Source organism: Natronobeatus ordinarius (assembly GCF_024362485.1).
Taxonomy (GTDB): domain Archaea; phylum Halobacteriota; class Halobacteria; order Halobacteriales; family Natrialbaceae; genus Natronobeatus; species Natronobeatus ordinarius.
On sequence record NZ_CP101456.1, the window covers coordinates 2,530,437 to 2,554,712 of the forward strand.

The following is a 24,276-nucleotide window of genomic DNA, read 5'->3' on the forward strand; positions in this document are numbered from 1 at the left end:
TCGCTTACCGTCGGTCGTACCGTTCATCGGGTGAGGGGTGGACGGATTCACCCTTTGTTATCGAGCGGCTTCAGTCGACGACGGGTGGGACGGCGTCGACCGCGTTCCTGTTGGGGGTGCCTACTCGACGGGAGCCGCAGATAACCGCGTCACTGGCGGCGGTCCGGTTCCGCCTCCGACTCGGCCCCACCGTCCGTGCGCTCCAGCGCGACGGGGCGTTCGTGGTCGGGCTTCAGGACGCGCGGCCGGTTCCCCGCCGAGCCGCCGAGGGTCGTGAGTCGGTCGTCGTCCTTGCGCTCGAGGGCGTCCCGCCCGTCGAGGATCAGGGCGGGCTCGAGGGCGTCCCAGTCGATCGAGTCGAACGCCTCGTGGGCGGTGACGAGGACGATTCCGTCGAACGAACGGTGGGCGGCGGTGAGTTCGGCTACGTCGACGGGTTCTGCGCCGTAGTCGGCCGGATCGACGAGCGGGTCGGTCGCGTACACGTCCGCACCCCGTTCGCGAAGCGTTTCGACGATCTCGAGAGCGGGCGACGCGCGGGTTTCCTCGACGCCAGCCCGGTAGGTGAGTCCGAGGACGAGCACGGAGGCGTCGGCGAGCTCGAGGCCCGCCGTGGCGAGTGCGTCGGCGAGAACCTCGACGGTGTAGGCGGGCATCCCCTCGTTTACGTCCCGTGCCGTTCGCGTGAGCGCCATGGGCTCGTTGGTCCGGAAAAACAGGAAGTACGGGTAGTACGGGATGCAGTGGCCGCCGACGCCGGGCCCCGGCTCGTGGACGTGACAGTACTCGACTCGGTTCGCGGTTTCGATGGCCTCCCGTGCCGAGAAGCCACGGTCGTCCCCGAATCGGGCGAACTCGTTAGCGAGCGCGATGTTGACGTCGCGGTAGACGCCCTCGAACACCTTCACCGCCTCCGCGGTCGTCGCATCAGAGACGACGTGGACCTCGTTGTGCGTGAGTTCACCGTAGACGAGCGACGCGGCGCGAGCACTCTCCGCGTCGACGCCGCCGACGACTTTTGGGTACTGCCCACGGATGTCCCGTAACGCAGAGCCCGTGGCCGTCCGCTCGGGGCAGAACGCGACGCCGAACGAGCCGCGCTCGAGTCCGCTTTGCTCCTCGAGAACCGGCCGGATTACCTCCCGGCAGGTGCCGGGCGGGAGCGTCGACTCGGCGATCACGAGGTCACCCGGCGAGAGACCGGCAGCAATATCCCGAACGACGGACTCGACCGTCGAGAGGTCTGGTTCGCGCGTGTCGGTGAGCAACGTCGGGACGATGATCACGTGCACGCTCGCCTCGGTCGCGGCCGCCACCCCGTCGGTCGTCGCGCGGAGTCGACCGCGCCGGACCTGCTCCTCGACGAGGTCGGGCAGGCCGGGTTCGCCGACCACGCGACACTCCCCGGCGTTCACCGCCTCGACGACGGCCGGATCGACGTCGACGCCCGTCACCCGGCCCGTCACTTCGGCGTAGACGGCCGACAGGGGAAGCCCCATCTTCCCGAGACCGTAGACGGCGACGGGAACCGTACCCGACGTGAACGCCGCCCGCTGGCGGGCGTCGGAGGCGTTCGATCCGTACAGCCGTACGGGAGCCTCGCCGTCCGTCATCGCGAACGCACCTCGAGTTCGGTCCCCGAGGCGACGTGCGTTCGATCGGCCGCGACGAGTCGATCGATCGCCTGGGCCGTCTCGAGCGCGCGGATGCCGTCCACCGCTGGAACGGCCGGCTCGGCCCCCGTTCTCGCTGCCTCGAGGAACGACTCGAGCTCCCGGCGTAGCGGCTCGCCGTTGTCGACGCGCGGGCGCTCGACGACGCTCTCGTGGCGGTACCGGTTTCGGCCGTCGTCGGTGACGTACGCGGGGAACGAGTCGCGATGGATGAGTACCGACCCGTCGAGGTAGTCGACCTCGACGAGGCACTCGCGGGCGGTGACCGTCAGTCGGCGGATCTTCTTCTGGGTGACGCGGCTCGCCGTGAACGACGCGATCACGCCGCCGGGGTACTGGAGTTTCGCAGTCGCGTACTCGCCGTCGTCGGTACCCATGGCGGCAATCGATTCGGGATCGGCGCCGAGCAGCGACCGGACGACGTCGACGTCGTGGATCATCAGATCGAGGACGACGCCGTCGTCTCCACAGCGGTCGACGGGCGGACCGAGTCGCTCGGCCTCGACGGCGATCACGTCGAGGTCGTCGACCAGCGCCGCGAGCGTCTCGACGGCGGGGTTGAACCGCTCGATGTGGCCCACCTGGAGCACCACTCCCGCCTCGTGCGCGCGGCGCTCGAGGTCACGGGCCGCCTCGAGCGTGTCGGCGATGGGCTTCTCGACGAGGACGTGGACGCCAGCGTCGAGACAGGCCCCGACCGTCTCGTGGTGGGCCGCCGTCGGGACGGCGACGGTGACGACGTCACAGGTCTCGAGCAGTCGGTCGAACGAGTGGGCTTCGGTTCCGTACTCGCGTGCGACGCGTTCGGCCTGTTCCTCGTCGAGGTCGGCCACGCCGACGAGATCCGCCGTTCTGAGTTCGCTGTACACCCGCGCGTGGTTTTCACCCATCGAGCCGACGCCGACGACGCCGGCGCGGAGCGAGGACGAGTGAGTCGAGGACTGATCAGGGTTCATCGTCGTAGTGGTCGGTGATCGCTGAGACGACCGTGTGGCGGTCGTCGGTGGTGAGATTCGGATGGACGGGAATCGACAGCACCGTCTCGGCGGCGCGTTCGGCTCGCGGCAGCTCCGTCGCGGCCGCGCTCACGCTCTCGTAGGCCGGCTGCCTGTGGATCGGCGTCGGGTAGTAGACCGCCGAGTCGACGCCGCGCTCGGCGAGCGACTCGCGGAGGGCATCCCGATCCTCGACCCGGAGCGTGTACTGGTGATAGACGTGTCGATACCCCTCGGGAACGGTCGGCGTCTCGACCGGTAGCCCGGCGAGGTGCTCGTCGTAGTAGGCGGCCGTTTCGCGCCGGGCGGCGTTGAACGACCGCAGTCGCTCGAGTTGCGTTCGGCCAATGGCAGCGGCGACGTTGGTCATCCGGTGGTTGTGCCCGAGTTCGACGTGCTCGTAGCCGCCGTCGCCGTTCGCGTCGCGGCCGTGATTGATGTAGCCCGCCGCACGGTCGGCGACGGCCTCATGGTCGGTCGTGACCATTCCACCCTCGCCGGTCGTCATGTTCTTCGTCGGGTAAAAGGAGAAACAGGCCGCGTCGCCGAAGCTCCCGACGCGCCGACCGTCGATCGCCGCGCCGTGGGACTGACAGGCGTCCTCGAGGACGAACAGGTCGTGCTCGCGGGCAATCTCGAGTAGTTCGGGCATCGGCGCCGCCAGTCCGTAGAGGTGGACGGGCAAGAGCCCGACGACGTCGTCGCGACGGGCGACGATCGCCTCGACGTGCTCGGGATCGAGCGCGTACGTCTCGAGACCGACGTCGGCGAACACGGGTGTCCCACCCGCCAGACGGATCGCGTTCGCGCTCGCGACGAACGAGAACGGTGAGGTGACGACCGCGTCGCCCTCCTCGACGCCGAGGGCTTCGAGGGCCGTCTGCAGCGCCGTCGTTCCGTTCGACGTCGCCACGGCGTGTTCCGTCCCACAGTAGTCGGCGAACGCCGTCTCGAAGCGTCTGACCTCGGGGCCGTCGGCCAGATAGCCGCTCTCGAGGACCGCGTCGACCCGCTCACGGGCCCGATCGCTCACCTCGGGATCGGCGATTGGAACGTCGGTCATGCGAGCTGGTTGGGTCCCTCGAGCGGTTCCGGAAGCGGTCGCGTCCGTGCTGGTGTGCCGACGGCGAGCGTCTCCGGCGGCACGTCGTCGGTGACGACGGCGCCGGCGGCGACGAAGGCGTTCTCGCCGATTCGAACGCCGGGGAGGATCGTCGCGTTCGCCGCGATCGATGCCCCGTCCTCGACCGTCGGTCCGACGAGGTCGGCTTCGGTGCGGATGGGATACTCGTCGTTCGTGAGGACGGCTCCGGGGCCGAGGAAGACGTTGTCCCCGATGGTCGTCTCGGTGGGGACGTAGACGTTCGTCTGGAGGCTGACGTTCGAGCCGATCGTCGTCCGCCCGTCGATGACGGTTTTAGTCCCGACGAGCACGTCGTCACCGACCGTGGTCTCTTCGCGGACGAGCACGTCGTGACCGGTAGTGAAGTCGTCGCCGATCGTCACGTTCCCGTAGACGATCGACCCCGAACGGATCGTCGCGTCGTCGCCGATCCGCGTCGGTTCCTCGAAGTCGCCGTAGCCAACCGTCGCGCCGTCGTCGATCGCCGGCCGTTCGCCGCAGACGACGTCGGTCATCGACGATCACCTCGAGTGACGAGGTCAGCAGGTTCGTCGTGAATCCGTGTCCGTTGAGTCATGGCAAATCGATACCCAGAGGGGGCAATCGTGCTGATACATCCGGTAACGGCGCTTTGTTATCCCCGACCTGATTGGCCAGTAGCATCGAATTACATCGACGATCCAGTCACCACCGCCAGGCGGCGGTCCCCTGGAACCGACTCGTCGTTATCCTCCTGAATCGTTGGATCTCGAGTCCTTCATTGCGTCTAACTGGTATAACGTCCTTGCGCAGGGGTAGCTGGCCGATAGTAAAGTGCGTATCCCGCACAGTCGGTTGTGTGAGATATCGATGATTGCCGCCACGGGGACGCTCACAGGAAGTCGAGGGGACCGATGACCGACGAGAATCTCACTCAGGCGGAGCTGTTCGACGTCTTCAGCAACGCCCGTCGTCGACGGACGGTGCAGTATCTGAAACAACGAGGTGGAACGTGTGACCTCTCACCGCTCGTCGAACAGGTCGCGGCGTGGGAGAACGACGTCGACGCCGACGACGTGACGCGGGCACAACGTCGGCGCGTCTACATCTCGCTGTACCAGACGCACCTCCCGATGCTCGAGGATCACGGTATCGTCGACTGGGACCCCGACGGTCACCGGATCGAGTTGCTGCCCAACGTGAAGACGTTCGAACCGTACCTCGATCGAAGCCCTGACCGGCAACGGCCCTGGCACACCCTGTACGCGTCGCTCTCGGTCGCTGGCGCGCTCGCACTCGGACTGACTGCCCTTTCGATCGGGCCGCTCTCGGCCGCGGCCGCCCCGATCGTCGCCCTCTTGTTGAGCCTGGCCGTTCTGGCCGTCGCCGCTGCCCAGCACGCCGCTCGCCGACCTGGCCTTGGGCTGCCCCGCTCCACCTCACGACGGTAAGTCAGCAGGCCGTGGGCGCGCTCGAGCGGCGGTCGAATCGACGTGGTTCTCGTTTCTCGTCAGTAGTCGACGACCGATTCCACAGCGTTGTGACGGACGAGTTCGTCCCTCTCAGCGCTGGCTCCCAGGTGAATCCGACTGACTGCTACCGAGTGTACCTACTCGTTCAGGCCTGACGAGCCACGAGCAGCTGCGTGCCGCTTCGTCCGCCAACGTGGCGAGTAAGCGGGCGAAACCAACCGAGGGGCCAAACGACCCACAGGGACTGGAACCAGAACGAACTGAAACAGAGCCTCGAGAAACGGAGTGCGCGATCCTGCCACTCGAGCGGTATCAGTCGTCCTCGTCGTCACCGAACAGTGACCCGATGAGGTCGTCCAGACCTCCACCCCCATCGTCGTCCTCGTCCTCCTCGACGTCGTCAGTCTCGTCCTCCTCGACGTCATCAGTCTCGTCCTCCTCGACGTCATCAGTCTCGTCCACGTCATCACCATCGACCTCGTCTCCATCGGCCCCGTCTTCACCGACGCCATCGGCTTCGTCTTCGCCACCGTCGACATCCGCAGTTCCGTCATCGTCGACGTCCGCGTCGGTAGCCTCGTCGGGGTCGCCGTCAGCCTCAGCACCAGCGTCTGCATCGCCCGTTTCTTCGCCGATATCGATCGCGTCCGCCAGTTCGTCGACGTCCTCTCCGACCGTCACCCAGAAGTAGACGTCTTCGTCGGCGTTCGCTCTCGTCGGGTCGGCCGGTGCGTCCTCCTCGTAGAGGAGGACGGCGATCCGGACCGTTCCCTCGTCCACCGTCGGCGTGACGTTGCGGTCAGCTTTTACGACGCCCCCGTCCCAGCTCCACGCACCGAACTCCGTGAGGTGGTTCCGTTCTACCACCTCGCCGTCCTCAATCACCTCTTCCTGGATCACCACGGTGTAGTTTACCGTCTCACCCTCGTTGCTCTCGATGACGACGGTGAGCGGAATCTCCTCACCCGGCCCGACGGTCGACGGAAGGTCGCCAGCGATCAGTTCGCCATCTTCGTCTTCCGTGTAGAGACCGAGTTCGGTGAACCCCGTCGCCGAGTTCGGTGCTGCGAACGCGCCCGCCATCGCGACGCCGGCGACGACGATCGCGAGCGCGAGCACCACCGACGACGCCGCCTCGAGCGTCCCTTCCTCACGCCTGCGCTGGAATCGCTCGAGGGCGGCAAGCGGTGAGACGGTGTACCGTTCGGGCTCTGGAACGAGCAGCCGGCGAACGACGCCGAGTTGCGCAAAGCCGACGGTGACGGCCGTGAACGCGGCTGCGGCCGGCTCTGCGTGCAGCCCCCACTCGGTGAGCGCGAGCGGGATCACGATCATCGGAACTAGCGCGAGCGAGAGCGCCACCGCGAGCGCGAGCCGCTCTACCGTGTCGATCCCGCCGGGTCGTCCCTCGGCGTCACTGTGCGCGTTCTCTCGGGCTGGCCTGGCCGTCGCTGGGAACAGAAACGAAACGAGCGCGTACCCGGGGAGAAACAGGACGAGCGGAAACGTCACCAGGAGACGGAGCGTGCTCCCGGAACCGTACGTCGTCACGAGGAAGTAGGCGGCGACCGCCGCGAGCGACACCGTCGCGAGGTCCACCGGATAGAGCCGAACGTAGCCGAGTCGCGTCCGCGTCGCTGACCGGAGACTCATCGCCGGATCACCGCCAGCCACACGGCTCGACGTCGGCTCGCTCTCCCACCGGACGGAGTATCAGACATTCTCGAATCGTTGGAGCGATCACTCGTCACCGGCTTTGTTATGTCTCTGTTACTGGGACAACGACCAGTAACCGGAGATCGACGTCCACACCGCTCGAGCGGACGCCACGCACGACTTCCGGGTTAGAACTCGACGTACTGCTCTTCCCACTCGCGTCGCTCGTCGATCCGCTGCTCACCTGCCTCGGTGATCGCGTAGTAGTTCGTCCGTCTGTCGAGCTGTCCCTTCTCGACCAGCTCCTTGTTCACGAGCGTGTCGAGGTTCGGATACAGCCGGCCGTGGTTGATCTCCGAACTGTAGTACTTCTCGACTTCTTCTTTGACTGACTGCCCGGACGGGCGGTCTGCGCCGGCGATCACGTACAGCAGGTCACGCTGGAACCCAGTGAGGTCGTGCATTGCTCAATCACGTGGACCGTTCCGCTGACTGGATATTTGTTATCCGCTTCATACAGGGATTTTACGGCTCATTTCACGACTGTTTCGTCGAATGAATCAGGTCGTTTCGATGAGTGACACCAAAACCAACACGATCGCCCAGAGGGAGAACACGACACATCGAACGTGGATCGTCGAATGCCTCGTTTTCATCGGTTACAGCGCGTCGGAGTGGGGAGTTCGATTTCCGCAACCGATCGACTCGGCGGCTCACAATCCGTTCCGAACAGTCGAAAACTGGGAACGTGTCGGCACAGTCGAACGTTCTCGTCGGTCGGTTCGCTCGTGTGTGATCCGACGGGTGCTCGAGCGTCGACGAGAGCGGCACCGTTGAACGGCAGTGCACACTCCGGCCACGAACGTCGGCGACCAGCCTCGGCAACGGGGTCGAGGGCGCCACCTGTCTGTGATCGGGTGAACGCTGTCTCACGAGAACGATATCACGGCCGACGTCGCTACTCGTCCGATCGGACCGGGGTCACGTCTATCCCCCCGGTATCGATGTCGACACGGAGGTGGTCGACGGTTGCCTCGTAGGCCGTCGTGTGAGAGCCGTCTTCTTCGAACCGGATACACTCGGCGATGAGGTCACTTTCGAGGAGGTTGTTGATCCGCCGATAGACCGTCGCCGACGAACTGTCGGTTCGTGCGGTTAGTTCTTTGGCGGTTCGTGGTCCCTCGCTCGTCGCGACGAGGATGATCCGTGCGCATTCATCACCGAGGGCATCGAGTGCGAGAGCCGAATTCGATTCCGTCGCGGCGTCATTTGCTTGACTTGACATGTTCACATTCACCCATCACAGCGGGGATTCGGAGAGAGCTGATCTCGGTACTCCGAGCACAATCGGGTCCAGTACGGGGTCTTGCTCCGATCGGTTCGGTTGCCATAGGCGTGCTCCAACGATGGTACTGGTAACCCGACATGGTATTTTATAACGCCGTACCTTACATCGGGAAAGGCGGTCGTACACCGACGAAATATACTATTTCGAGGGAGAAACGCGGTGTTTCGGTGGGGAGCATTCATTCTAACGGATCGTTTGGCGGCCGAATCTCAGAACAAAGCGACTGAATTCACGTTTACGTCGACGAACGCCTGAAGACGTTAAACCCCGCCGAAACGGGAACTCCAGTCCGAACACGACGGGAAACGGCTAATTTACCAGGCGTCTTGAACCACCGCTCGGGTGAACAGTCTACGTCCTTTATTCACGTCTGACGTCCCCGGTAGCATGATGTCCGACCGACCGACGTGCCGTCGCCGTTCTCCCGGCGAATCACGCAACCGAGGGAGACGACATCTCCCCTCGAGTGCGTTCGACAGGGCGCGTTCGCCAGCGGACAGAACCCACACGCGCGATCGACCACGGCACTCGCTCGTTTCACTCGAGTGTCGCGCACTGACCAGCTTCACCGACAACCCATGACACCAACCCACCACAACTGGACACCGATGGAAGAGTCGACAGCGGGCGCTCGCTGCCGTAACTGCGGAACGCACGTGACCCAGCAATTTGCGCGCGTCTTCGGGGATAACGGCGACGTAGTCCACGGCTGTCCCGCGTGCACCACGTATCGAGAGATGCAATCTGGCGGACACCTCCCGGGAGATTGAGCCCGCAACTGTCACAGTTCGAACTCACGACCACTCGATTTGTCCTGTTCCTGGGCGTCGGGCACCGTCCTATCCGACGCTGGTCGCGTCGACTCCCGTCGTCTCACCGAACAGTTTAAACCACCATTAATGGTCATGCACTAGCTTCATATGTTCTGTTCCAGAAACAACGTACGTCTATGACGGTAGGTGGTGGAGAACGAGTCGTAGTTGGATAGCGACTTGCTGCCAGACCGATTTCGTAGCAGTCTCATGAATGGTCTCTCAATGGTAAATCAAGTGTGTCGCTGGGGATTGGCGGATCGCCGGAATCGACAGATTCCGCGATCCGCGCTGAGGACAGTACGCATCTCCGCCAGCAGCTCGTAGTCAAAGAGTTCGAGAACCGTCTTCTCCGTCGTCAACTCACAGCACAGCAACAGCAGATCGAGAATCTGCAAGCACGCCTCAAGTGGTACGAAAACCCAAACACACCACCCAGTAAGCAGGGTGGCGCGGCTGGATCACCTGGCAACGATGACAGCGACGAGGAAGAGAACGAAGACCAAGGGGACGACGCTGGCGGCGACGCTGACGCCGCCAGCGACTCCTCTCCAGGACGTGACGAAGGTCACGAGGGAACAACTCGACCGCCTCCGGAACCAGAGGAGACTATTCGAGTTGATCGGGGATATTGCCCAGACTGTGAGCAGACACTCTCTAACCCGGACAGCTACGTCTCACGGACGATTATCGATATACCACTCCCCATTCCAACCACTGTCACCGAGTACGAACTCGGCAAACACCACTGTTCCTGTGGAAACGAGGTCGTTGCTGAACATCCTGACTGCCCGGAAACCGGGCGGTTTGGGCCAAATATCATGGCCCAAACCGCCCTTGGAAGGTTCCATCAGCGACTTCCAAACCGAAAGCAGGCAGAGTTGTTTGAGTGGGAGCTCGATCTCCCCATCTCCCACCGGACAATCTACAACCTGACCAAGCGGGTCGCAGACCGGCTGCGACCCGCGTATGAAGACGTCAAAGCCAGTGTTCGGGAGAGTGACGTCGTCTATTGTGATGAGACGGGCTTTCCTGTTGATGGAGAGCAACACTGGGCGTGGACGTTTGTTACTGACGAAGAGGTGCTGTTCTGGGTTGATGAGAGTCGTGGAAGCCAGGTGTTAGAGGACGTCCTCGGCGAGGAATTCGCCGAGGACTCGACGCTCAGCTGTGACGGCTGGTCGGCGTACCGGAGCTACCACACGAAACTCCAGCGATGCTGGGCGCATCTGTTACGGGAGGCAGAGTACGTTGCTGAGCGGTATGAGGAAGCAGAGTGGCTTTCTGCGGAGTTGCACGATCTCCACGATGACTTAACGGCGTTCGACGAAGAGGACCCGTCTGCCTCCGCCCGCGAGCAGATGCGGGCGGAGGCGTCGTTACACTTGGAAGGGCTGATCAGGGAGGAGTATGAGTCACAGGAGGTTCAGAAACTGATCGAGAAGATCAGGAACGGGTTAGGCCACTGGCTGACGTTCGTGACAGAGCCAGACGTCGATTCGACGAATAATCGCGCAGAGCGCGCTCTGCGCGAGCAAGTGGTGCTGCGGAAGATGTTCCGGACCCTCCGCTCAGCCGAAGGGGTCCAGATTCACGAGACGATCACGACCATGTTAGCCACGTGGAAACGACGAGGACTTGATCCACCTGAACAGCTCCAGTCCATCCTCGGTGGGCAAGAACTCAGATTAGGATGAGAGGCATCACTAACCGGTGAGTCCTGATCACGCTATCCAACTACAACGAGTCAACGAGCAGGGCGACCCTCCTTCTTGACGTATGTCTGTACAGACGAGTCGATCGGGATCACTCGCTGAAAGCGAGATTTTCCACATTCTCGGCAACGACAGGCGACGGGCGATCGTCCAGCTACTCGCAGAACATCAAGAGCGAGTCGACGTTTCCGACGTCGCGACGACGATCGCCGAGGGTGAAACCGACACCACACCGGTCCCCAACAACCTCTATAAGAGCGTCTACGTCTCGCTCCAGCAGACACACCTCCCACAGCTCGAGGAGGACGCCGTGATCGAGTACGACCCGGAGGTCAAGACGATCCAGCCCGGACCGCACTTCGACGAGGTCTACCAGTACGTCGACGGCGACACCGATGGTCAAGAGACGATTTTGCAGCTCCACCTCGGTCTCTGTGTGCTCGGCCTCGTGCTGATCGTCCTCGCCGCAACGACTGTCCCACTCGTCTCGAGCGTCGATCCCGTCATGTGGAGCGTACTCGTGTTACTGGCCGTCGCCGCGAGCAGTCTCTACAGTCTGTTGAGCTAACTGACGAGAGTGACCGTCGCGTCCCCTGGACCCGTTGGACCCGCGGTGACAACTGACCGCCTCCAGAACGACGGTCGCCGAGGCTCCGGAGCAACGGTCGCCGAATAGTCGAACAGGCGTTCTCGAGGACGCGAGTTCCCGCTCGTCGTCGTCGGCTCCCGACCCGCCGTTTCGTGCCCGGAGTTTACTGACAAGCCCCGGGGACAAGCCCCGAGGCGGTTGACGTGACCACGCCGACTGCTAATCGCCGTGATAGACCAAAAAAGACCGCGGTAGTCGGGTTCGGCGTAGTTACAGCAGGTGCAGGGCAGCCTGCTCGTCGTCCTCGTCGTCCACTACGTCGTCCTCGTCGTCCACTACGTCGTCCTCGTCGTCCACTACGTCGTCCTCGTCGTCCACTACGTCGTCCTCGTCGTCCACTACGTCGTCCTCGTCGTCCACTACGTCGTCCTCGTCGTCCACTACGTCGTCCTCGTCGTCAACTTCGTCATCCACGATCTCGTCCTCTTCGGTCAGTTCAATGAACGCGACCTGACCGAACTCGTCGGTGAGCACCATGTGGACGAACTCGCCGGCCTCGAGTCCGGTCGTGTCGACCTCGAACGTCACGTCGTCAGTCTCACCGGCGTCCAGCGTCACCGACTGGGAGTCGATGAGATCCCCCTCGAGCCGGAATTGAACGTCCTGGGTTGCCTCTTCGTCACCGGGATTCGTCACGGTCGCAGTGACGTCGATCGTCTCCCCGAGCTCTGCGGTCTCAGGTGCATCGAGTTCATCGACGGTGAACGACTCTGCTGGCTCCTCGTCGGGTTCTTCAGGTTCCTCCTCGTCGGGGACCTCAGGCTCCTCTTCGTCGGGGACTTCAGGTTCCTCATCGGGTTCTTCAGGCTCCTCTTCGTCGGGGACTTCAGGTTCCTCCTCGTCGGGGACCTCAGGCTCCTCCTCGTCGGGGACCTCAGGCTCCTCCTCGTCGGGGACCTCAGGCTCCTCCTCGTCGGGGACCTCAGGCTCCTCCTCAACGGGCGGCTCTTCGGGCGCCACGTCATCGAGGACCACGAAGACAGTGACCCGCTCGATGGTAACCTGGACCGTGGCATCATCGTCGACCGGCATTTCCTCGTCATCGACGTCGTTCTCGACCGGCATTTCCTCGTCATCGACGTCGTTCTCGAGGGGTTCTTCCTCCTCGTTATTGTCGACCGGCATCTCTTCGTCATCGTCGACCGGCATCTCTTCGTCGATGATCTCGTCTAGATCGTCGAGGAATACGACGACGCTGACGTGCTCGATCGTGATCCCGTCACGGTCGTCGATGTGTTCCTCCTCAACGTCGTCCTCCTCGTCGGGGTACTCTTCGTCATCCTCGACCGGCATCTCCTCGTCGACCATCTCGTGGCCGTCGATCAGGAAGACGTTCAGCTCTTCGATGTGGACGGTTATCGTGACCTCCTCTATCGGCGCTTCTTCGGTTGGTTCGTCGATCGGTTCCTCTTCGGGCTCGTCAACTTCCTCGTCCGGTGTGTCGGGTTCGTCCTCGCCGGGTGCGTCGGGGTCGTCGTCGTGCTCGTCTACGCTCGTGGCTGCTGGCGCTGCCGTCGCCGCCATCGCCACCCCACTCGAGCACACGAGCATCAGCGAAATGACCACGACGAGTAGCTGATTGCGTGCGTTCATGTTGTGCCGTGAAGGCATAGGCTCATCGTGGTTTTGGCGCATAAACCGACACAACCATTACGGAGAGAAAGGAAATAATGCCACTCACTGAAGACGATTACAGTCGTTCGTTCGGATCCGTAAACGTCTATTGGCGATCACTCACCAACACGAAAACAGGTCACTCGCTTTCCGCCCCATCCGAGGACTTCGACGCCGGCGGTTCCTGTCCCTGGAGACAGATTAGATTCTCACGTCCCAGTCGTAACTTCGTGATCTCACCGTCGTCCTCTAAATCAGCTAACAACCGGCTCACCTTGGCCTTTGACCAGTCGACTGAGTCGACGATTGCCGACTGTTTCATCCGCCCGCCGTTCGACCTGACGAGGTGTCGTATCTTCTCCTGATCCGTCATGAACTCTTCGCGAGCCACCGACTGCGTTTCCGCTATCGACGAGCTCGACTCGTCGAACCGATTTCGAATCAGTAACCCACCGCCGAGGAGGGCGAGCGCGACAATGCCGAGGAGGGCAACCAGGTGCGGACCTAACTCGAGCGCGAGGATCGAACTCCACCCGATGCCACACGGAACGGACGCCACCGCCGATTCGATCACCTGGCCGAGAGTGCCAATCGAGCTGTCGATCGACGGGGTGGCGACGTTATACATAATTTGGACTCATAATCGGCCTCTCCTCCAGTCTGCTGTGCCAGTATTCGTTCTCGACGCTACCCCGCCACAAAGCATTTTTGTAAAGATAATATTGATATTGTTTTATCTTTAAGTCATCACGAATATCAGGTCGTTCGATCGGCACACTTTCGGCCTCAGATAACTGCCAGTGACGTCAGGCTACTGTGGCCGATCGACGGGACCTCATCGTCTCTTTCGTCTGGATCGTCGGGACCTTCTTCAGCGGGGTCGCCGGGGTCTTCCTCCGGTAGGTCCTCGTCTTCCGGTGCGTCTCCTGGGCCGCCGCAGCCGGCTACCAGCACTGTGAGTGCGACGACGATGACGATGATCGTGCGATTCATGCACTGTCGTCTGACACCTTCTCCCCGAATAAACAGCGCTGGACGTTTGTGACGATTATCCCAAATCTGTCCGCGTTCTAGCCAGTAAGTATAGAATTAGAGAAATATCCCGTTTACCGGCACTCAATTTTTGGCAGCTGTGTGCAAAATCCTTATCATCGAAGAGGGCCGATACCGTATCGACGTACCATTCCAGGGAGAATCGCCCGTCGACGATTTCGGCTCCACGTGGTACGCGACAGACAGATGACCCCGCTCACACACACGCTCAGAGCTTGGAACCGGGCATCAGATCACGCCGTCTCGAGTATGCTTGAGGCTAATCGGGCGACGCTCGCTGCGCTCGGCGTTCCCGAAGAGTCCGTCGACGACTCCGAATCGGAGCTCGAGGACGGCGGCACCGTCGATCGATCGATCCAGCACGAACACGAGCGGTGGGAGTACGACCGGACGGTCGACGAGCCTACCGCGATCGACGTTGGTGACGTCGTCACGTTCTCGAAAACGATCTCCGAGGAGGACGTCCGAGCGTTCGCCCACGCCAGCGGTGATACCAACCGGCTCCACCTCGACGACGCGTTTGCCACAGAAACGCGCTTCGGCGGGCGAATCGTTCACGGAACGCTCGTTTCCGGCCTCATCAGCGCTGCACTCGCGCGCATACCTGGGCTCACGGTGTACCTCAGTCAGGATCTCGAGTTCGTCGCCCCCGTCTCCATCGGCGAAGAACTCACCGCGAGAGTCGAGGTCGTCGAGAGCCTCGGTGGCGACCGATACCGACTCGAGACGATCGTCGAGAACGAAGCCGACGTCGTCGTCAACGGGGAGGCGGTCGTTATGGTCGACGACGCCCCCGAGACCGACTCGGGATACAGTACTCGTTAACACGAGTTGCACCCGGTCACAGCCGAGCAGTCGGCCTCGACCTCGTCGACGAGGATGACCGTCGACGGTCGTGATCGGCTGTGCACTGTCGTTCAACGGTTCCGATAGCTATTCGCCGTGGACCGGGAACGCGACGTGAACGGTCGTTTTGAATTCGACGATCTCGGCGTCTTCGACGTCCGCGGTCTTGGATTCGACTTCGATTCCGGTGATGTCGTCGATCGTCTCGCTCGCGGTCGCTACCGCCTCGGCAGCGGCGTCTTCCCAGGATTCTTCCGACGTTCCCATTACTTTGATCACTTTGACTGTGGTCATTACGTATCACTGGTCGTTCGGACCGTCTCTCGAGACGAGGGTGCGTGAAAAAAGCCTCGGCAGTCGTTGCGACCGCCAGTGTGACGTTGTCGCCCGAAAGTGCTCGCTACACGCCCGGGACGCCCACGGCGTCGAACGCCGTAAGTCCAGCGAGGGCGAGCACGTACAGGACGATCAACACGGCGATCCAGGCGACGAGGGTGATTCCGATCGCCTCCGTCCAGCCGCCAGGGTATCGGGCGTTTATCACTGCGAGGTACGCGAGGAACACCAGCAACGGCCCGAGCAGCGGGATCCATCCCAGGAAGAACCCGACGACCCCCCACACGACCGCGCCGATCAGCGCGGTGACGATCGCGTACGTGTAATCCTGCGCGTCGACGAGAAGGTTCGCCCCGACGTAAATGCCGAGCGCGCCGATCAGGAGGCTCACGACGAAGACCACGATGCTATCGATGAGCGCCATGGCTGAACGAACGACGAGCATACCGTTAGTTATCGGCGGCATACACCATCCAGCCGGCGATCCACGAACGGCCGGAGATACCGGCTGTGCGACGCCAGTCTGGATAACGGTTCGTGAGCGACGGTAAACGATCCACTCCCCTCGTGGAAACGCAATCGTTCGACGTGACGGAGCCGACGACCGTCACGAGTCCGTGCCGTCTCTGCTACGTCCCCGATACCGTTCTCGAAACCTGAACGGCGTCGGTCACTCGCGCAGACTCACTCGAGTCGTCACCGAACCAGCTGTCGGCAATCGGAAAGCACTATCCGAGAGACCGTACGATACCCTGCACATGAGCGGACGCGTCCGTCACGTTGCCAGGCGAAGTCGATTCCGGAGGGGAAGGCGTTCATGAACGACAACGACCGATCGATCGTCGGATTCACGATGGTCGGCCACGCGATGGTTCACACCTACGAGCTGTCGATCCCGATCCTGATGACGATCTGGTTGCTCGAATTCGGGACGACGGAGGCGGTGCTCGGGATCGCCGTGGCGATCGGGTACGGGTTGTTCGGCGTCGGCGCACTCCCCGGTGGAATTCTCGTCGACAAGTACGGTTCACGCGCGTTGATCTCTGCCTGTCTCGCCGGGATGGGCGTCTCCTTTCTCCTGTTGAGCATCGCAGACGGCATTCTCTCGATCAGCCTCGCGCTGGCCGTCTGGGGAATCGCTGCGAGTGTGTACCACCCGGCCGGACTCACCCTGATCAGCAACGGCGTCACCGAACACGGTCGTGCCTTCGGATACCACGGCATGGCCGGCAACGTCGGCATCGCGCTCGGTCCGCTCGTGACGGCGCTGTTGTTACTGGCGTTCGACTGGCGGTTCGTTGCCGGCGTGCTGGCGGTGCCGGCGCTGATCGCCGCGATCGTCGGGGTGTTCATCAGCTTCGACGAAACCGCAGCCGTCGGGACTGGCGGTGGGCGTGAGTTTACCTCGAAGGGCCGGTCGATCGCGGACGTCGTCGGCGACACGCGTCGACTGTTCACGATCGCCTTTCTCACCGTCTTCGTCGTCGTCGCGCTCAACGGCCTCTACTACCGCGGGATGTTGACGTTCCTTCCCGACCTCCTCGGCGGCTTTCTCGAGACGGCGATCGGTGACGTCGAACCCGGCGTCTTCGATCCGGAGAGTCCACTGGCCGAGGCGTTCGACCTGGCACAGTACCTCTACGCGGGGCTGTTGATGGTCGGGATCGGCGGTCAGTACGTCGGGGGTCGACTCGTGGATTCGATCGAACCCGACCGCGGGCTGGTCATCATGCTCTCGGTGCTGACAGTCATTGCGCTCGTGTTCGCCCCCGTCGCCAGCGCCGGCCTCTGGCAACTGGTGTTGATGAGCGTCGCCCTCGGGTTCTCACTGTTTGCGATGCAGCCGCTCACGCAGGCGACGATCGCGAAGTACTCGCCGCCGAAAGCGCGCGGCATCTCCTTCGGCTACACCTACCTCGCAATCTTCGGCATCGGTGCGCTGGGTGCGGCGATCGTCGGTACCGTCCTCACCCACGCTCCGTCGGTGTCGTACGTGTTTGTCGTCCTCGCCGTCTTCGCGGCCACCGGCGGCCTGCTCGCGACGACGCTCTCCCGGCGACGTCCTCCGACGCCCCGGGCCGACCCGGCGGACTGACGATCGCTATCGCGCTATCGGAGCCGCTGAACGTCACTGCCACCCGTCTGTCTATCTCGGTTCGATTATAGTATACGTTGAACGTCATTGCACACCCAGTCACGAACGTCGGCGGCCAGCCTCGGCCTCGTTACCGAGGCTGGCCGCTCGGCTGTGACCGGGTGTAACTCGTTTCAACGAGTACTATAGTACGCTATCCACGGCGGTCGTGAATCGCGGACGAGACGTCCCCCTCGAGTGACTCCCGACCCGCCAGATCGCGAATCCCTGACTCGAGGTCGATCGTCGGCTCGAATCCCAGTCGGTCCCTCGCCTTCGAGACGTCCGCCCGGCTGTGTCTGACGTCCCCCTCGCGCGGTTCGCGGTGGACGATCGGCACGTCCGCACCCGTGGCGTCACGGATCGTCTCCGCTAGCTCCCGAATCGTCGTCGAGTCGCCGGTGCCGACGTTGTACGCCTCGCCCACGTGCTCGGTCGTCGCCGCGAGCAGGTTCGCCCGGACGACGTCCCTGACGTGGACGAAATCGCGCGTCTGCTCGCCGTCGCCTTCGATCGTGATCGGCTGGCCCGCCCCCGCCTGCTCGAGGAACGTCGAGATGACGCCGCTGTAGGGGCCGCGCTGGCGTGGGCCGTACACATTGAAGTATCGAAGTGCCACGGTCGGCAGATCGTACAACGCTGCGTACACGCGCGCGTACCGGTCGAGGGCGAGTTTCTGAACGCCGTACGGCGAGGTGGGCTCACTGACGGTCGACTCGGTCACCGGCAGCGCCTCGGGATGGCCGTAGATCGCCGCACTCGAGGCTAACACGACCCGGGCGTCCTCGCGGCGGGCGTCCTCGAGGAGGTCGAGGCTGGCCTCGAGGTTCACGCGGTGTGTCCCCCGAGGGTTCTCGACGCTTTCGGGAACGTCGACGATCGCCGCTTCGTGGAAGACGAGGTCGACGCCGGCCATCGCCCGGTCGCGGAACGACGGATCACTGACAGATCCCTCGATGAACGTCGCATCGTCGTGGACGTGCGTGCACTCGCCCGTCGAGAGATCGTCGAGGACGCGGACCTCGTTCTCTTCGACGAGCGCGTCGACGAGATGACTTCCGACGAAGCCAGCGCCACCGGTAACGAGCACCGTCCGATCGTGGACGGGTGGAACGGTCATGCCCAGCGCTTCCAGCCCCCGGTCGTTTAGTATCACATCCGTACCCGATCCTATCGGGTGCTTACCGAGAACGCTCGGGCAGATCGATACAGACGACGAGCAGCCGACGGCGGATCGGCGGGCAACACAAGCTATATCCGCGCCGCTCGGGAACCCCCGGCAATGACCGCCGTCGACCTCGTCGTGTCGAACTGCACCGTCGTGACGCCTGCGGGGCGCGTCCCCGACGCCGGCGTCGCCGTCGAAGACGGGACCATCGTCGCCGTGGGCCGAAGCGATCGGCTTCCCGACGCCGACCGAACCCTCGACGCCGAGGGGAAGGTCCTGGTGCCGGGGATCGTCGACGCGCACATCCACAACCGCGAACCCGGCCTCGAGTACAAAGAAGACTGGGAGTCGGCGACGCGGGCGGCCGCAGCGGGCGGGGTCACGACCGTCGTCGGCATGCCGAACACCGACCCCGTGATCGACCGGCCCGAACACCTCGAGCGCAAGTTCGACCGCGGGGAGGCGAGCGCCCACGTCGACTTCGGGACGTTCGCCGTGATCACCTCCGAGAACCTCCACCGGATTCCGGCGCTCGACGAGGCGGGTGCGACCGGCTTCAAGATCTTCCTCGGCTCGACAGTGGGAGACGTTCCGGCGCCGACCGACGGCGAGGTGCTCGAGGCGATGGAGCGGGTCCGCGAAACGGGGAAGCGACTCGGCTTTCACGAGGAAAACGGCGAGATCATCGACTACACCGAGGCGAAGTTCAGGGAGGAGGGTCGGAACGAACCGATCGACTTCGCCCACTCTCGGCCCGTAATCGCCGAACGCGAGGCGATCGAGCGGATGATCACCTTCGCCGAGGAGACCGACGCGGCGGTCCACATGTACCACGTCTCCTCGGGGTCGGGTGCCGAAGCGGTGGCGCGGGGGAAAGCCCGCGGCGTCGACGTCACCGCCGAGACCTGCCCCCACTACCTCTGGTTCACCGAGGAGGTGCTCCGGGAGAAAGGCAACGTCGCGCGCATCCAGCCGCCCATCCGCGACGCCGAAGAGCGAGCGCGGCTGTGGCGCGCCTTCGAGGACGGCGCGATCGACTGCATCGCGACCGACCACGCCCCCCACACCGACGATGAGAAGGGCGTCGACGATCCGTTCGGAAACACCTGGGACTCCATCTCGGGGTTCGTCGGCCTCGAGACCGAGGTACCCGTCATGCTCAGCTTCGTGACCGAGGGGCGACTGACGCTCGAAGAGTGGGTCTACCACCACTCGACTCGGCCGGCCCAGGTCTGGGGCATGTATCCGCAGAAGGGGTCGCTGCAGGTCGGCACCGACGCCGACTTCACGATTGTCGACCCCGACCACGAGTGGACGCTCGCGGATCGCCACGAACTCCACTCGAAGAGCACGGTGACGCCGTTCGAGGGCGAGACGTTCGTCGGGAAGGCGACGACGACCGTCGTCCGTGGGGAAGTGGTGTACGAAGAGGGCGAGGTCGTCGGCGAGTCGGGCTACGGGACACGGGTCTCGAGCGTCGAAGACTGATACAGTACCGCTATGTTTCGCATGGTGCAGGGCAGGTCCAGACGCGGGGTTCGGAGCGAGCCGATCAGACTCGGCGTCGGCTTCTGATCGGCGACTGCGTCTGATCGGCGACTGCGTCTGACCGGCGACTGCGACTCGCCTCGAGTCGATCCCGCCGTTTCGGCCCAACTCCCCGCGTGACTCCCCTCCACACACCACCAGAACAGATTAGTATCGGGTTCGCGAATTTCGTCCCGAGGTCCATGGAGACCACTTCTTTCCGCTAGGCCGGGCTCGCACCGACCGTCCGATCGTCGTGAGCGTCGCGATCAGCGTCGACCGATGGCGATCCGGATGCCTGGTCCGTGATCGAATTGCCTGATTCGTGATCGAACCGCCCGGTCCGTATTCGACCACGCAGCCACAGCACTCCCGAGCGAGTGCTGGCACCGAGTTCGAGTATCCACGAACGCAGCACACACAATGTCAACATCGAGAACACGCGGTAGACGTACAGTCGCGGTGAGCAGATCGAAAGCGGCCCCCGTCGAGACCGACGAGATCCGGGATCTCGTCCGCACCGCCGGCGGGACCGTCGTCGCCGAAGTGACCCAGGTCGGTCCGGCCGAGCCGGGAACGTACGTCGGCGCCGGAAAACTCGACTCTCTCGCGGCGACCGTCGAGCGCCACGACGTGGCTCGCGTCGTCGTCGACGACGAACTCACGCCGGCACAGCACCACGCGATCGCGTCGGCGATGCCCGAGGGAACGGCCGTCGTCGATCGATACCGGCTCGTCCTCGAGATTTTCGAGCGAGGGGCCGGCTCACGTCGGGCGCAGCTCCAGGTCGAACTGGCCACGCTGCGCTATGAACTCCCGCGGCTGATCGAGTCAGCGGACGAGGGGCTGCTCAACAAACGCACCGAGAAGGGATCGCCCGTGTACGACGTCCGCGACCGAATCGCCCGCCTCGAGCGGACGCTCGCCGAACTCCCGGACCCGACCGAGCAGTTCCGCGAACGGCGTCGCGAGGAGGGATTCGACCTCGTCACCATCGCCGGCTACACCAACGCCGGCAAGTCGACGCTGTTGCATCGGCTCGGAGACGACCTCTCGCTCGAGGCAATCGACTCGAAGCCGGTGGACAGCTCACAAAAGGATGCCACCGCGTCGATCGCTGATCGCCTGTTCGAGACCCTCGAGACGACGACGCGACGGGCCACGATCGGCGGTCGTCCCGTTCTCGTGACGGATACGGTCGGATTCGTCGACGACCTGCCACACGACCTCGTCGAGTCGTTCAGCTCGACGCTGTCGGAGGCGGCCGTAGCGGACGTCGTCGTCCTCGTCGTCGACGCGAGCGATCCACCGGAGCCGTTCCGCGAGCGCCTCACGGTCGCACTCGAGGTCCTGGCCGCCCAGGACGTCGACGACGAGCGGCTGGTGACAGTCCTGAACAAGGTGGATCGGCTCTCCTCGAGCGAGCTGGCTCGCCGTCACTCGATCGCCGAGTCGCTCGTTCCGGACGATGCACAGGATCCCATCCCGGTGAGCGTACTCGAGGGGACGAACCTCGAGGCGCTCTCGGCGGCAATCCAATCCCGACTCCCGGAAGCGCGGGTGACGCTCAGCCTTCCCAACTGCGACGAGGCGATGGCGCTTCTCTCGCGGGCGTACGATCGAGCGATCGTCGACGCCGTGGCGTACGAGGGTGACGAGGTCACCATCGAGTGTCGCGGCCGGCCGTCGGTACTCGAGCGGTTACGGGCGACGGCCGAGTCCGTCGACCCGGTATGACCCAGTGCAGATCCCGTGCGTTTCGACTACGGGTACGCGACGCATCGACACGTCGTCGCGAGCCGAGATCGAACGCACCGGTGACGCACCACGATCGGTCGCGATGGGATCCACAGGGACAGAAGACGGATGGTTCGGACAGACGGGAGCCGAAGTTCGGAGAAAACGCGATTCCGGCGTGTCGCCGCTCGTCGTTACGCGGATTCGCAGATCTCGAGGAAGTTCTCGAAGACCGCCTCACCCTCCTCGGTGTGGGCGACTTCGGGGTGCCACTGGACGCCGTAGCGATGTCGATCGGTATCGCTCATCGCTTCGACGCCGCAGACGTCGCTGCTCGCGGTGAGTGTGAACCCCTCGGGGAGTTCCTTGACTTCGTCGGCGTGACTCGCCCAGACGCGGGTCTCGGGGGCGAGCGAGCCGATCAGCGGGTCCTCGGGATCGCGGATTTCGACGGTGACGTCGGCGTAGCCCCCGTAGTCGCCGCTGCCGACGCGGCCGCCGAGTTCTTCGGCCATGAGCTGCATTCCCAGACAGATGCCGAGGACGGGACGGCCGTCCTCGAGATACTCGGCCGAGCGGCCGACCCGGTCCATGTCGGGACCGCCGGAGAGGATGACGCCGTCGGCGTCGACCGCTTCGGGTGGGGTGTCGTTGTCGATCAACTCGGCGTCGACGCCGAGGTCGCGAAGTGCCCGGTGCTCGAGGTGGGTGAACTGTCCGTGGTTGTCCACCACGACGATCTTCGTCATTGACGGCCTGTAGCGACCCAGCCGATAAAAACGGCCCGGACCGCGCCGTCGTGTACACGCTGGCGAGCGTGAAGGGCTGCCTGCACTAGGCGGCGAATCGTCGACTCCACTCGCCCGGTAAACAAGTAGATTGAAGTTATAACAACTTAGCCTTACTACCGATGGAGGACGACAGTGGTTTTGGATCGAGCGGAACTCGGGCGAGAGTACTGGATCGTGGTTCGTCGCCGTCGGTTCCCGACCGGTCTCGTGCGTCGTCCGGGACGGTCTACCTCGTCGGGGCTGGCCCGGGCGATCCCGACCTGCTCACCGTCCGAGCCCGGCTGTTGATCGAAACCGCCGACGTGATCCTTCACGACGCGCTGGTCCGAAAGGCGATGGTCGAGAGTCTGCCCTCGAGTGCCGAAGTCGTCGACGTGGGCAAACGCGTCGAGTACAAGACGCCCCAGTCGGAGATCAACGAACTGCTGGTCGAGTACGCCCGGGCGGGCAACGCCGTCGTCCGGCTGAAAGGCGGCGATCCGTTCGTCTTCGGCCGCGGCGGGGAGGAAGCCCAGCATCTAACCGATCACGGCGTTCCCTTCCAGGTCGTCCCCGGCGTCTCGAGCGTCCTCGCTGCCCCTGGCGTCTCCGGCATTCCGCTCACCCACCGGGACGTCTCCTCGCGCTTTACCGTCATCACGGGCCACGAAACCCCCGCGAAAGACGAGAGCGCGCTCGACTGGGACGCCATCTCGGCGGCCGTCGAGAGCGGCGCCACGTTAGTCATTCTCATGGGTGTGCGGACCCTCGAGCGAAACGTGAACGCATTGCGTTCACACGGGGTCGACGGCAGGAAACCGGTCGCGCTCGTCCAGAAAGCCACCTGGGCGGACCAGCACGTCGTCTGCGGGACGCTCGAGACGATCGTCGACGTGGTCGAGGAGGAGTCGGTGAAACCGCCCGCGACGGCGATCGTCGGCGACGTGGCTGCGCTCCGGGACCAGATCGAGGCACAGCTCGTCCCCTTCGAACCCGCCTGATGCTCCCGCTCTTTCACGACTTCGAGGGGCGTGCGATAGTCGTCGTCGGCGGCGGCCCCGTCGCCCACCGGAAAGCACGGACGTTCGCCGAGGTGGCCGACGTAACGGTCGTTGCGTCCGAGTTCGTCGACAGGTTCGAGGATCTCGAGTGTACGCTGGTCCGTCGAACGCTCGAGCCCGCCGAAGCCCCCGAGGTCGTCGCCGGCGCCTCCCTCGTCGTGCCAGCGACGGACGATCAACGGCTCAACGACGCCCTCGCGGCGGCCGCACGCGAGGCCGGCTGTCTGGTCAACCGGGTCGACGAACGCGGCGACGTCGTGACGCCGAGCCGGGCCGAATCCGATCGAGTGACGGTCGCGATTTCTACCGACGGGGCGAGCCCTGCCATGTCGAAGTACCTCCGAAAGCGGCTCGAGCCGCTGCTCGAGCGTGCCGATCCGATGGTCGCCCTGCAGGCGGAGCTTCGCGAGGAGTTGCAGGCAGCCGACGAGGTACCGACAGCGAAGCGCCGTGAAGCCCTCTGGTCGGTCCTCGAGGACGATCGGACGTGGGCGTTACTCGAGGACGGCCGCGAGGAGGCGGCTCGAGAACGGGCGTGGGAGTTGATCGACGACCTCGAGTAAGCCATCGGGAGTGTTAGCCCAAACAGTGAAAACCTGCTTTCGATA

The 24,276-nt window shown here is 63.8% G+C and carries 24 protein-coding genes; 10 read left to right on the forward strand and 14 right to left on the reverse strand.

Translation table 11 applies throughout. The features are described 5' to 3' along the window. Window positions 1-149: 149 nt before the first annotated feature. The 4 genes from NMQ09_RS12945 to NMQ09_RS12960 are packed head-to-tail and all read right to left on the reverse strand — an operon-like array spanning window position 150 to window position 4,306. Window positions 150-1,613: a nucleotide sugar dehydrogenase gene (locus tag NMQ09_RS12945; protein ID WP_255190999.1), complete on the reverse strand. Its 1,464-nt coding sequence runs from the start codon at window positions 1,611-1,613 to the stop codon at window positions 150-152. Next, window positions 1,610-2,629, reverse strand: a complete 1,020-nt coding sequence (locus tag NMQ09_RS12950; protein WP_255191000.1) for a Gfo/Idh/MocA family protein — start codon at window positions 2,627-2,629, stop codon at window positions 1,610-1,612. Before NMQ09_RS12950 ends, NMQ09_RS12945 begins: the two co-directional genes overlap by 4 nt. Then, window positions 2,619-3,731, reverse strand: a complete 1,113-nt coding sequence (locus NMQ09_RS12955) for a DegT/DnrJ/EryC1/StrS family aminotransferase (RefSeq protein WP_255191001.1) — start codon at window positions 3,729-3,731, stop codon at window positions 2,619-2,621. Before NMQ09_RS12955 ends, NMQ09_RS12950 begins: the two co-directional genes overlap by 11 nt. Next, window positions 3,728-4,306 (reverse strand): acyltransferase, encoded by a 579-nt coding sequence (locus NMQ09_RS12960; RefSeq protein ID WP_255191002.1) that lies wholly within the window; start codon window positions 4,304-4,306, stop codon window positions 3,728-3,730. The genes NMQ09_RS12955 and NMQ09_RS12960 overlap by 4 nt, the downstream gene beginning before the upstream one ends. A gap of 378 nt (window positions 4,307-4,684) precedes the next feature. Between NMQ09_RS12960 and NMQ09_RS12965 the strand changes: the two genes are divergently transcribed. Further along, complete coding sequence (locus NMQ09_RS12965; protein ID WP_255191003.1) at window positions 4,685-5,221, forward strand: DUF7344 domain-containing protein; 537 nt, start codon at window positions 4,685-4,687, stop codon at window positions 5,219-5,221. 333 nt (window positions 5,222-5,554) lie between these two features. On the opposite strand, the gene NMQ09_RS12970 is transcribed toward NMQ09_RS12965, so the two are convergent. The 3 genes from NMQ09_RS12970 to NMQ09_RS12980 all read right to left on the reverse strand — a co-directional run bounded on the left by NMQ09_RS12970 (window position 5,555) and on the right by NMQ09_RS12980 (window position 8,183). Then, window positions 5,555-6,895, reverse strand: coding sequence for a DUF1616 domain-containing protein (locus NMQ09_RS12970; protein ID WP_345781266.1), 1,341 nt, complete (start codon window positions 6,893-6,895; stop codon window positions 5,555-5,557). A 191-nt stretch (window positions 6,896-7,086) separates the two neighbouring features. Next, window positions 7,087-7,362, reverse strand: coding sequence for a PadR family transcriptional regulator (locus NMQ09_RS12975; protein WP_255191004.1), 276 nt, complete (start codon window positions 7,360-7,362; stop codon window positions 7,087-7,089). 494 nt (window positions 7,363-7,856) lie between these two features. Then, window positions 7,857-8,183 (reverse strand): winged helix-turn-helix domain-containing protein, encoded by a 327-nt coding sequence (locus NMQ09_RS12980; protein WP_255191005.1) that lies wholly within the window; start codon window positions 8,181-8,183, stop codon window positions 7,857-7,859. Between the two features lie 671 nt (window positions 8,184-8,854). Here NMQ09_RS12980 and NMQ09_RS21180 point away from each other — a divergent pair. The 3 genes from NMQ09_RS21180 to NMQ09_RS12990 all read left to right on the forward strand — a co-directional run bounded on the left by NMQ09_RS21180 (window position 8,855) and on the right by NMQ09_RS12990 (window position 11,341). Further along, window positions 8,855-9,016, forward strand: a complete 162-nt coding sequence (locus tag NMQ09_RS21180) for a DUF7563 family protein (protein WP_425607237.1) — start codon at window positions 8,855-8,857, stop codon at window positions 9,014-9,016. Window positions 9,017-9,297: 281 nt separating this feature from the next. Continuing rightward, window positions 9,298-10,755: an IS66 family transposase gene (gene tnpC, locus NMQ09_RS12985; protein WP_255191006.1), complete on the forward strand. Its 1,458-nt coding sequence runs from the start codon at window positions 9,298-9,300 to the stop codon at window positions 10,753-10,755. A gap of 82 nt (window positions 10,756-10,837) precedes the next feature. Then, window positions 10,838-11,341: a DUF7344 domain-containing protein gene (locus NMQ09_RS12990; RefSeq protein WP_255191007.1), complete on the forward strand. Its 504-nt coding sequence runs from the start codon at window positions 10,838-10,840 to the stop codon at window positions 11,339-11,341. A 291-nt stretch (window positions 11,342-11,632) separates the two neighbouring features. Here the strand turns inward: NMQ09_RS12990 and NMQ09_RS12995 are convergent, their stop codons facing one another. The 3 genes from NMQ09_RS12995 to NMQ09_RS13005 all read right to left on the reverse strand — a co-directional run bounded on the left by NMQ09_RS12995 (window position 11,633) and on the right by NMQ09_RS13005 (window position 14,029). Further along, the gene (locus tag NMQ09_RS12995; protein WP_255191008.1) at window positions 11,633-13,015 is read right to left on the reverse strand and encodes a CARDB domain-containing protein; all 1,383 of its coding nucleotides are present in this window, start codon (window positions 13,013-13,015) and stop codon (window positions 11,633-11,635) included. A 160-nt stretch (window positions 13,016-13,175) separates the two neighbouring features. Beyond that, window positions 13,176-13,664, reverse strand: a complete 489-nt coding sequence (locus tag NMQ09_RS13000; RefSeq protein WP_255191009.1) for a helix-turn-helix transcriptional regulator — start codon at window positions 13,662-13,664, stop codon at window positions 13,176-13,178. Window positions 13,665-13,822: 158 nt separating this feature from the next. Next, window positions 13,823-14,029 (reverse strand): hypothetical protein, encoded by a 207-nt coding sequence (locus NMQ09_RS13005; RefSeq protein WP_255191010.1) that lies wholly within the window; start codon window positions 14,027-14,029, stop codon window positions 13,823-13,825. 309 nt (window positions 14,030-14,338) lie between these two features. Here NMQ09_RS13005 and NMQ09_RS13010 point away from each other — a divergent pair, with 309 nt between their 5' ends. Next, window positions 14,339-14,914: a MaoC family dehydratase gene (locus NMQ09_RS13010; RefSeq protein ID WP_255191011.1), complete on the forward strand. Its 576-nt coding sequence runs from the start codon at window positions 14,339-14,341 to the stop codon at window positions 14,912-14,914. Window positions 14,915-15,022: 108 nt separating this feature from the next. Here NMQ09_RS13010 and NMQ09_RS13015 read toward each other — a convergent pair whose 3' ends face one another. Next, window positions 15,023-15,229: a dodecin family protein gene (locus NMQ09_RS13015; protein WP_255191012.1), complete on the reverse strand. Its 207-nt coding sequence runs from the start codon at window positions 15,227-15,229 to the stop codon at window positions 15,023-15,025. 106 nt (window positions 15,230-15,335) lie between these two features. Beyond that, a complete protein-coding gene (locus NMQ09_RS13020; protein WP_255191013.1) occupies window positions 15,336-15,695 on the reverse strand; it encodes a hypothetical protein in 360 nt (119 codons plus the stop codon). Window positions 15,696-16,088: 393 nt separating this feature from the next. Here NMQ09_RS13020 and NMQ09_RS13025 point away from each other — a divergent pair, with 393 nt between their 5' ends. Further along, entirely contained in the window at window positions 16,089-17,366 is a 1,278-nt protein-coding gene (locus NMQ09_RS13025) for an MFS transporter (RefSeq protein ID WP_255191014.1), read from the forward strand. Between the two features lie 193 nt (window positions 17,367-17,559). On the opposite strand, the gene NMQ09_RS13030 is transcribed toward NMQ09_RS13025, so the two are convergent. Continuing rightward, window positions 17,560-18,525 carry an NAD-dependent epimerase/dehydratase family protein gene (locus NMQ09_RS13030; RefSeq protein WP_255191015.1) on the reverse strand — a complete coding sequence of 322 codons (966 nt, stop codon included), beginning with the start codon at window positions 18,523-18,525 and terminating at the stop codon, window positions 17,560-17,562. Between the two features lie 162 nt (window positions 18,526-18,687). Between NMQ09_RS13030 and allB the strand changes: the two genes are divergently transcribed. After that, window positions 18,688-20,061: an allantoinase AllB gene (allB, locus tag NMQ09_RS13035; RefSeq protein ID WP_255191016.1), complete on the forward strand. Its 1,374-nt coding sequence runs from the start codon at window positions 18,688-18,690 to the stop codon at window positions 20,059-20,061. A gap of 462 nt (window positions 20,062-20,523) precedes the next feature. Beyond that, window positions 20,524-21,837, forward strand: coding sequence for a GTPase HflX (hflX, locus tag NMQ09_RS13040; RefSeq protein ID WP_255191017.1), 1,314 nt, complete (start codon window positions 20,524-20,526; stop codon window positions 21,835-21,837). A 194-nt stretch (window positions 21,838-22,031) separates the two neighbouring features. Here hflX and NMQ09_RS13045 read toward each other — a convergent pair whose 3' ends face one another. Continuing rightward, on the reverse strand, window positions 22,032-22,586 hold the full coding sequence (locus NMQ09_RS13045; RefSeq protein WP_255191018.1) for a GMP synthase subunit A: 555 nt from the start codon (window positions 22,584-22,586) through the stop codon (window positions 22,032-22,034). 161 nt (window positions 22,587-22,747) lie between these two features. On the opposite strand from NMQ09_RS13045, the gene cobA reads away from it, so the two are divergent. Then, window positions 22,748-23,608, forward strand: a complete 861-nt coding sequence (gene cobA / locus NMQ09_RS13050; protein ID WP_255191019.1) for a uroporphyrinogen-III C-methyltransferase — start codon at window positions 22,748-22,750, stop codon at window positions 23,606-23,608. After that, window positions 23,608-24,231, forward strand: coding sequence for a precorrin-2 dehydrogenase/sirohydrochlorin ferrochelatase family protein (locus NMQ09_RS13055; protein WP_255191020.1), 624 nt, complete (start codon window positions 23,608-23,610; stop codon window positions 24,229-24,231). The genes cobA and NMQ09_RS13055 overlap by 1 nt, the downstream gene beginning before the upstream one ends. The last annotated feature ends 45 nt before the right edge of the window (window positions 24,232-24,276 follow it).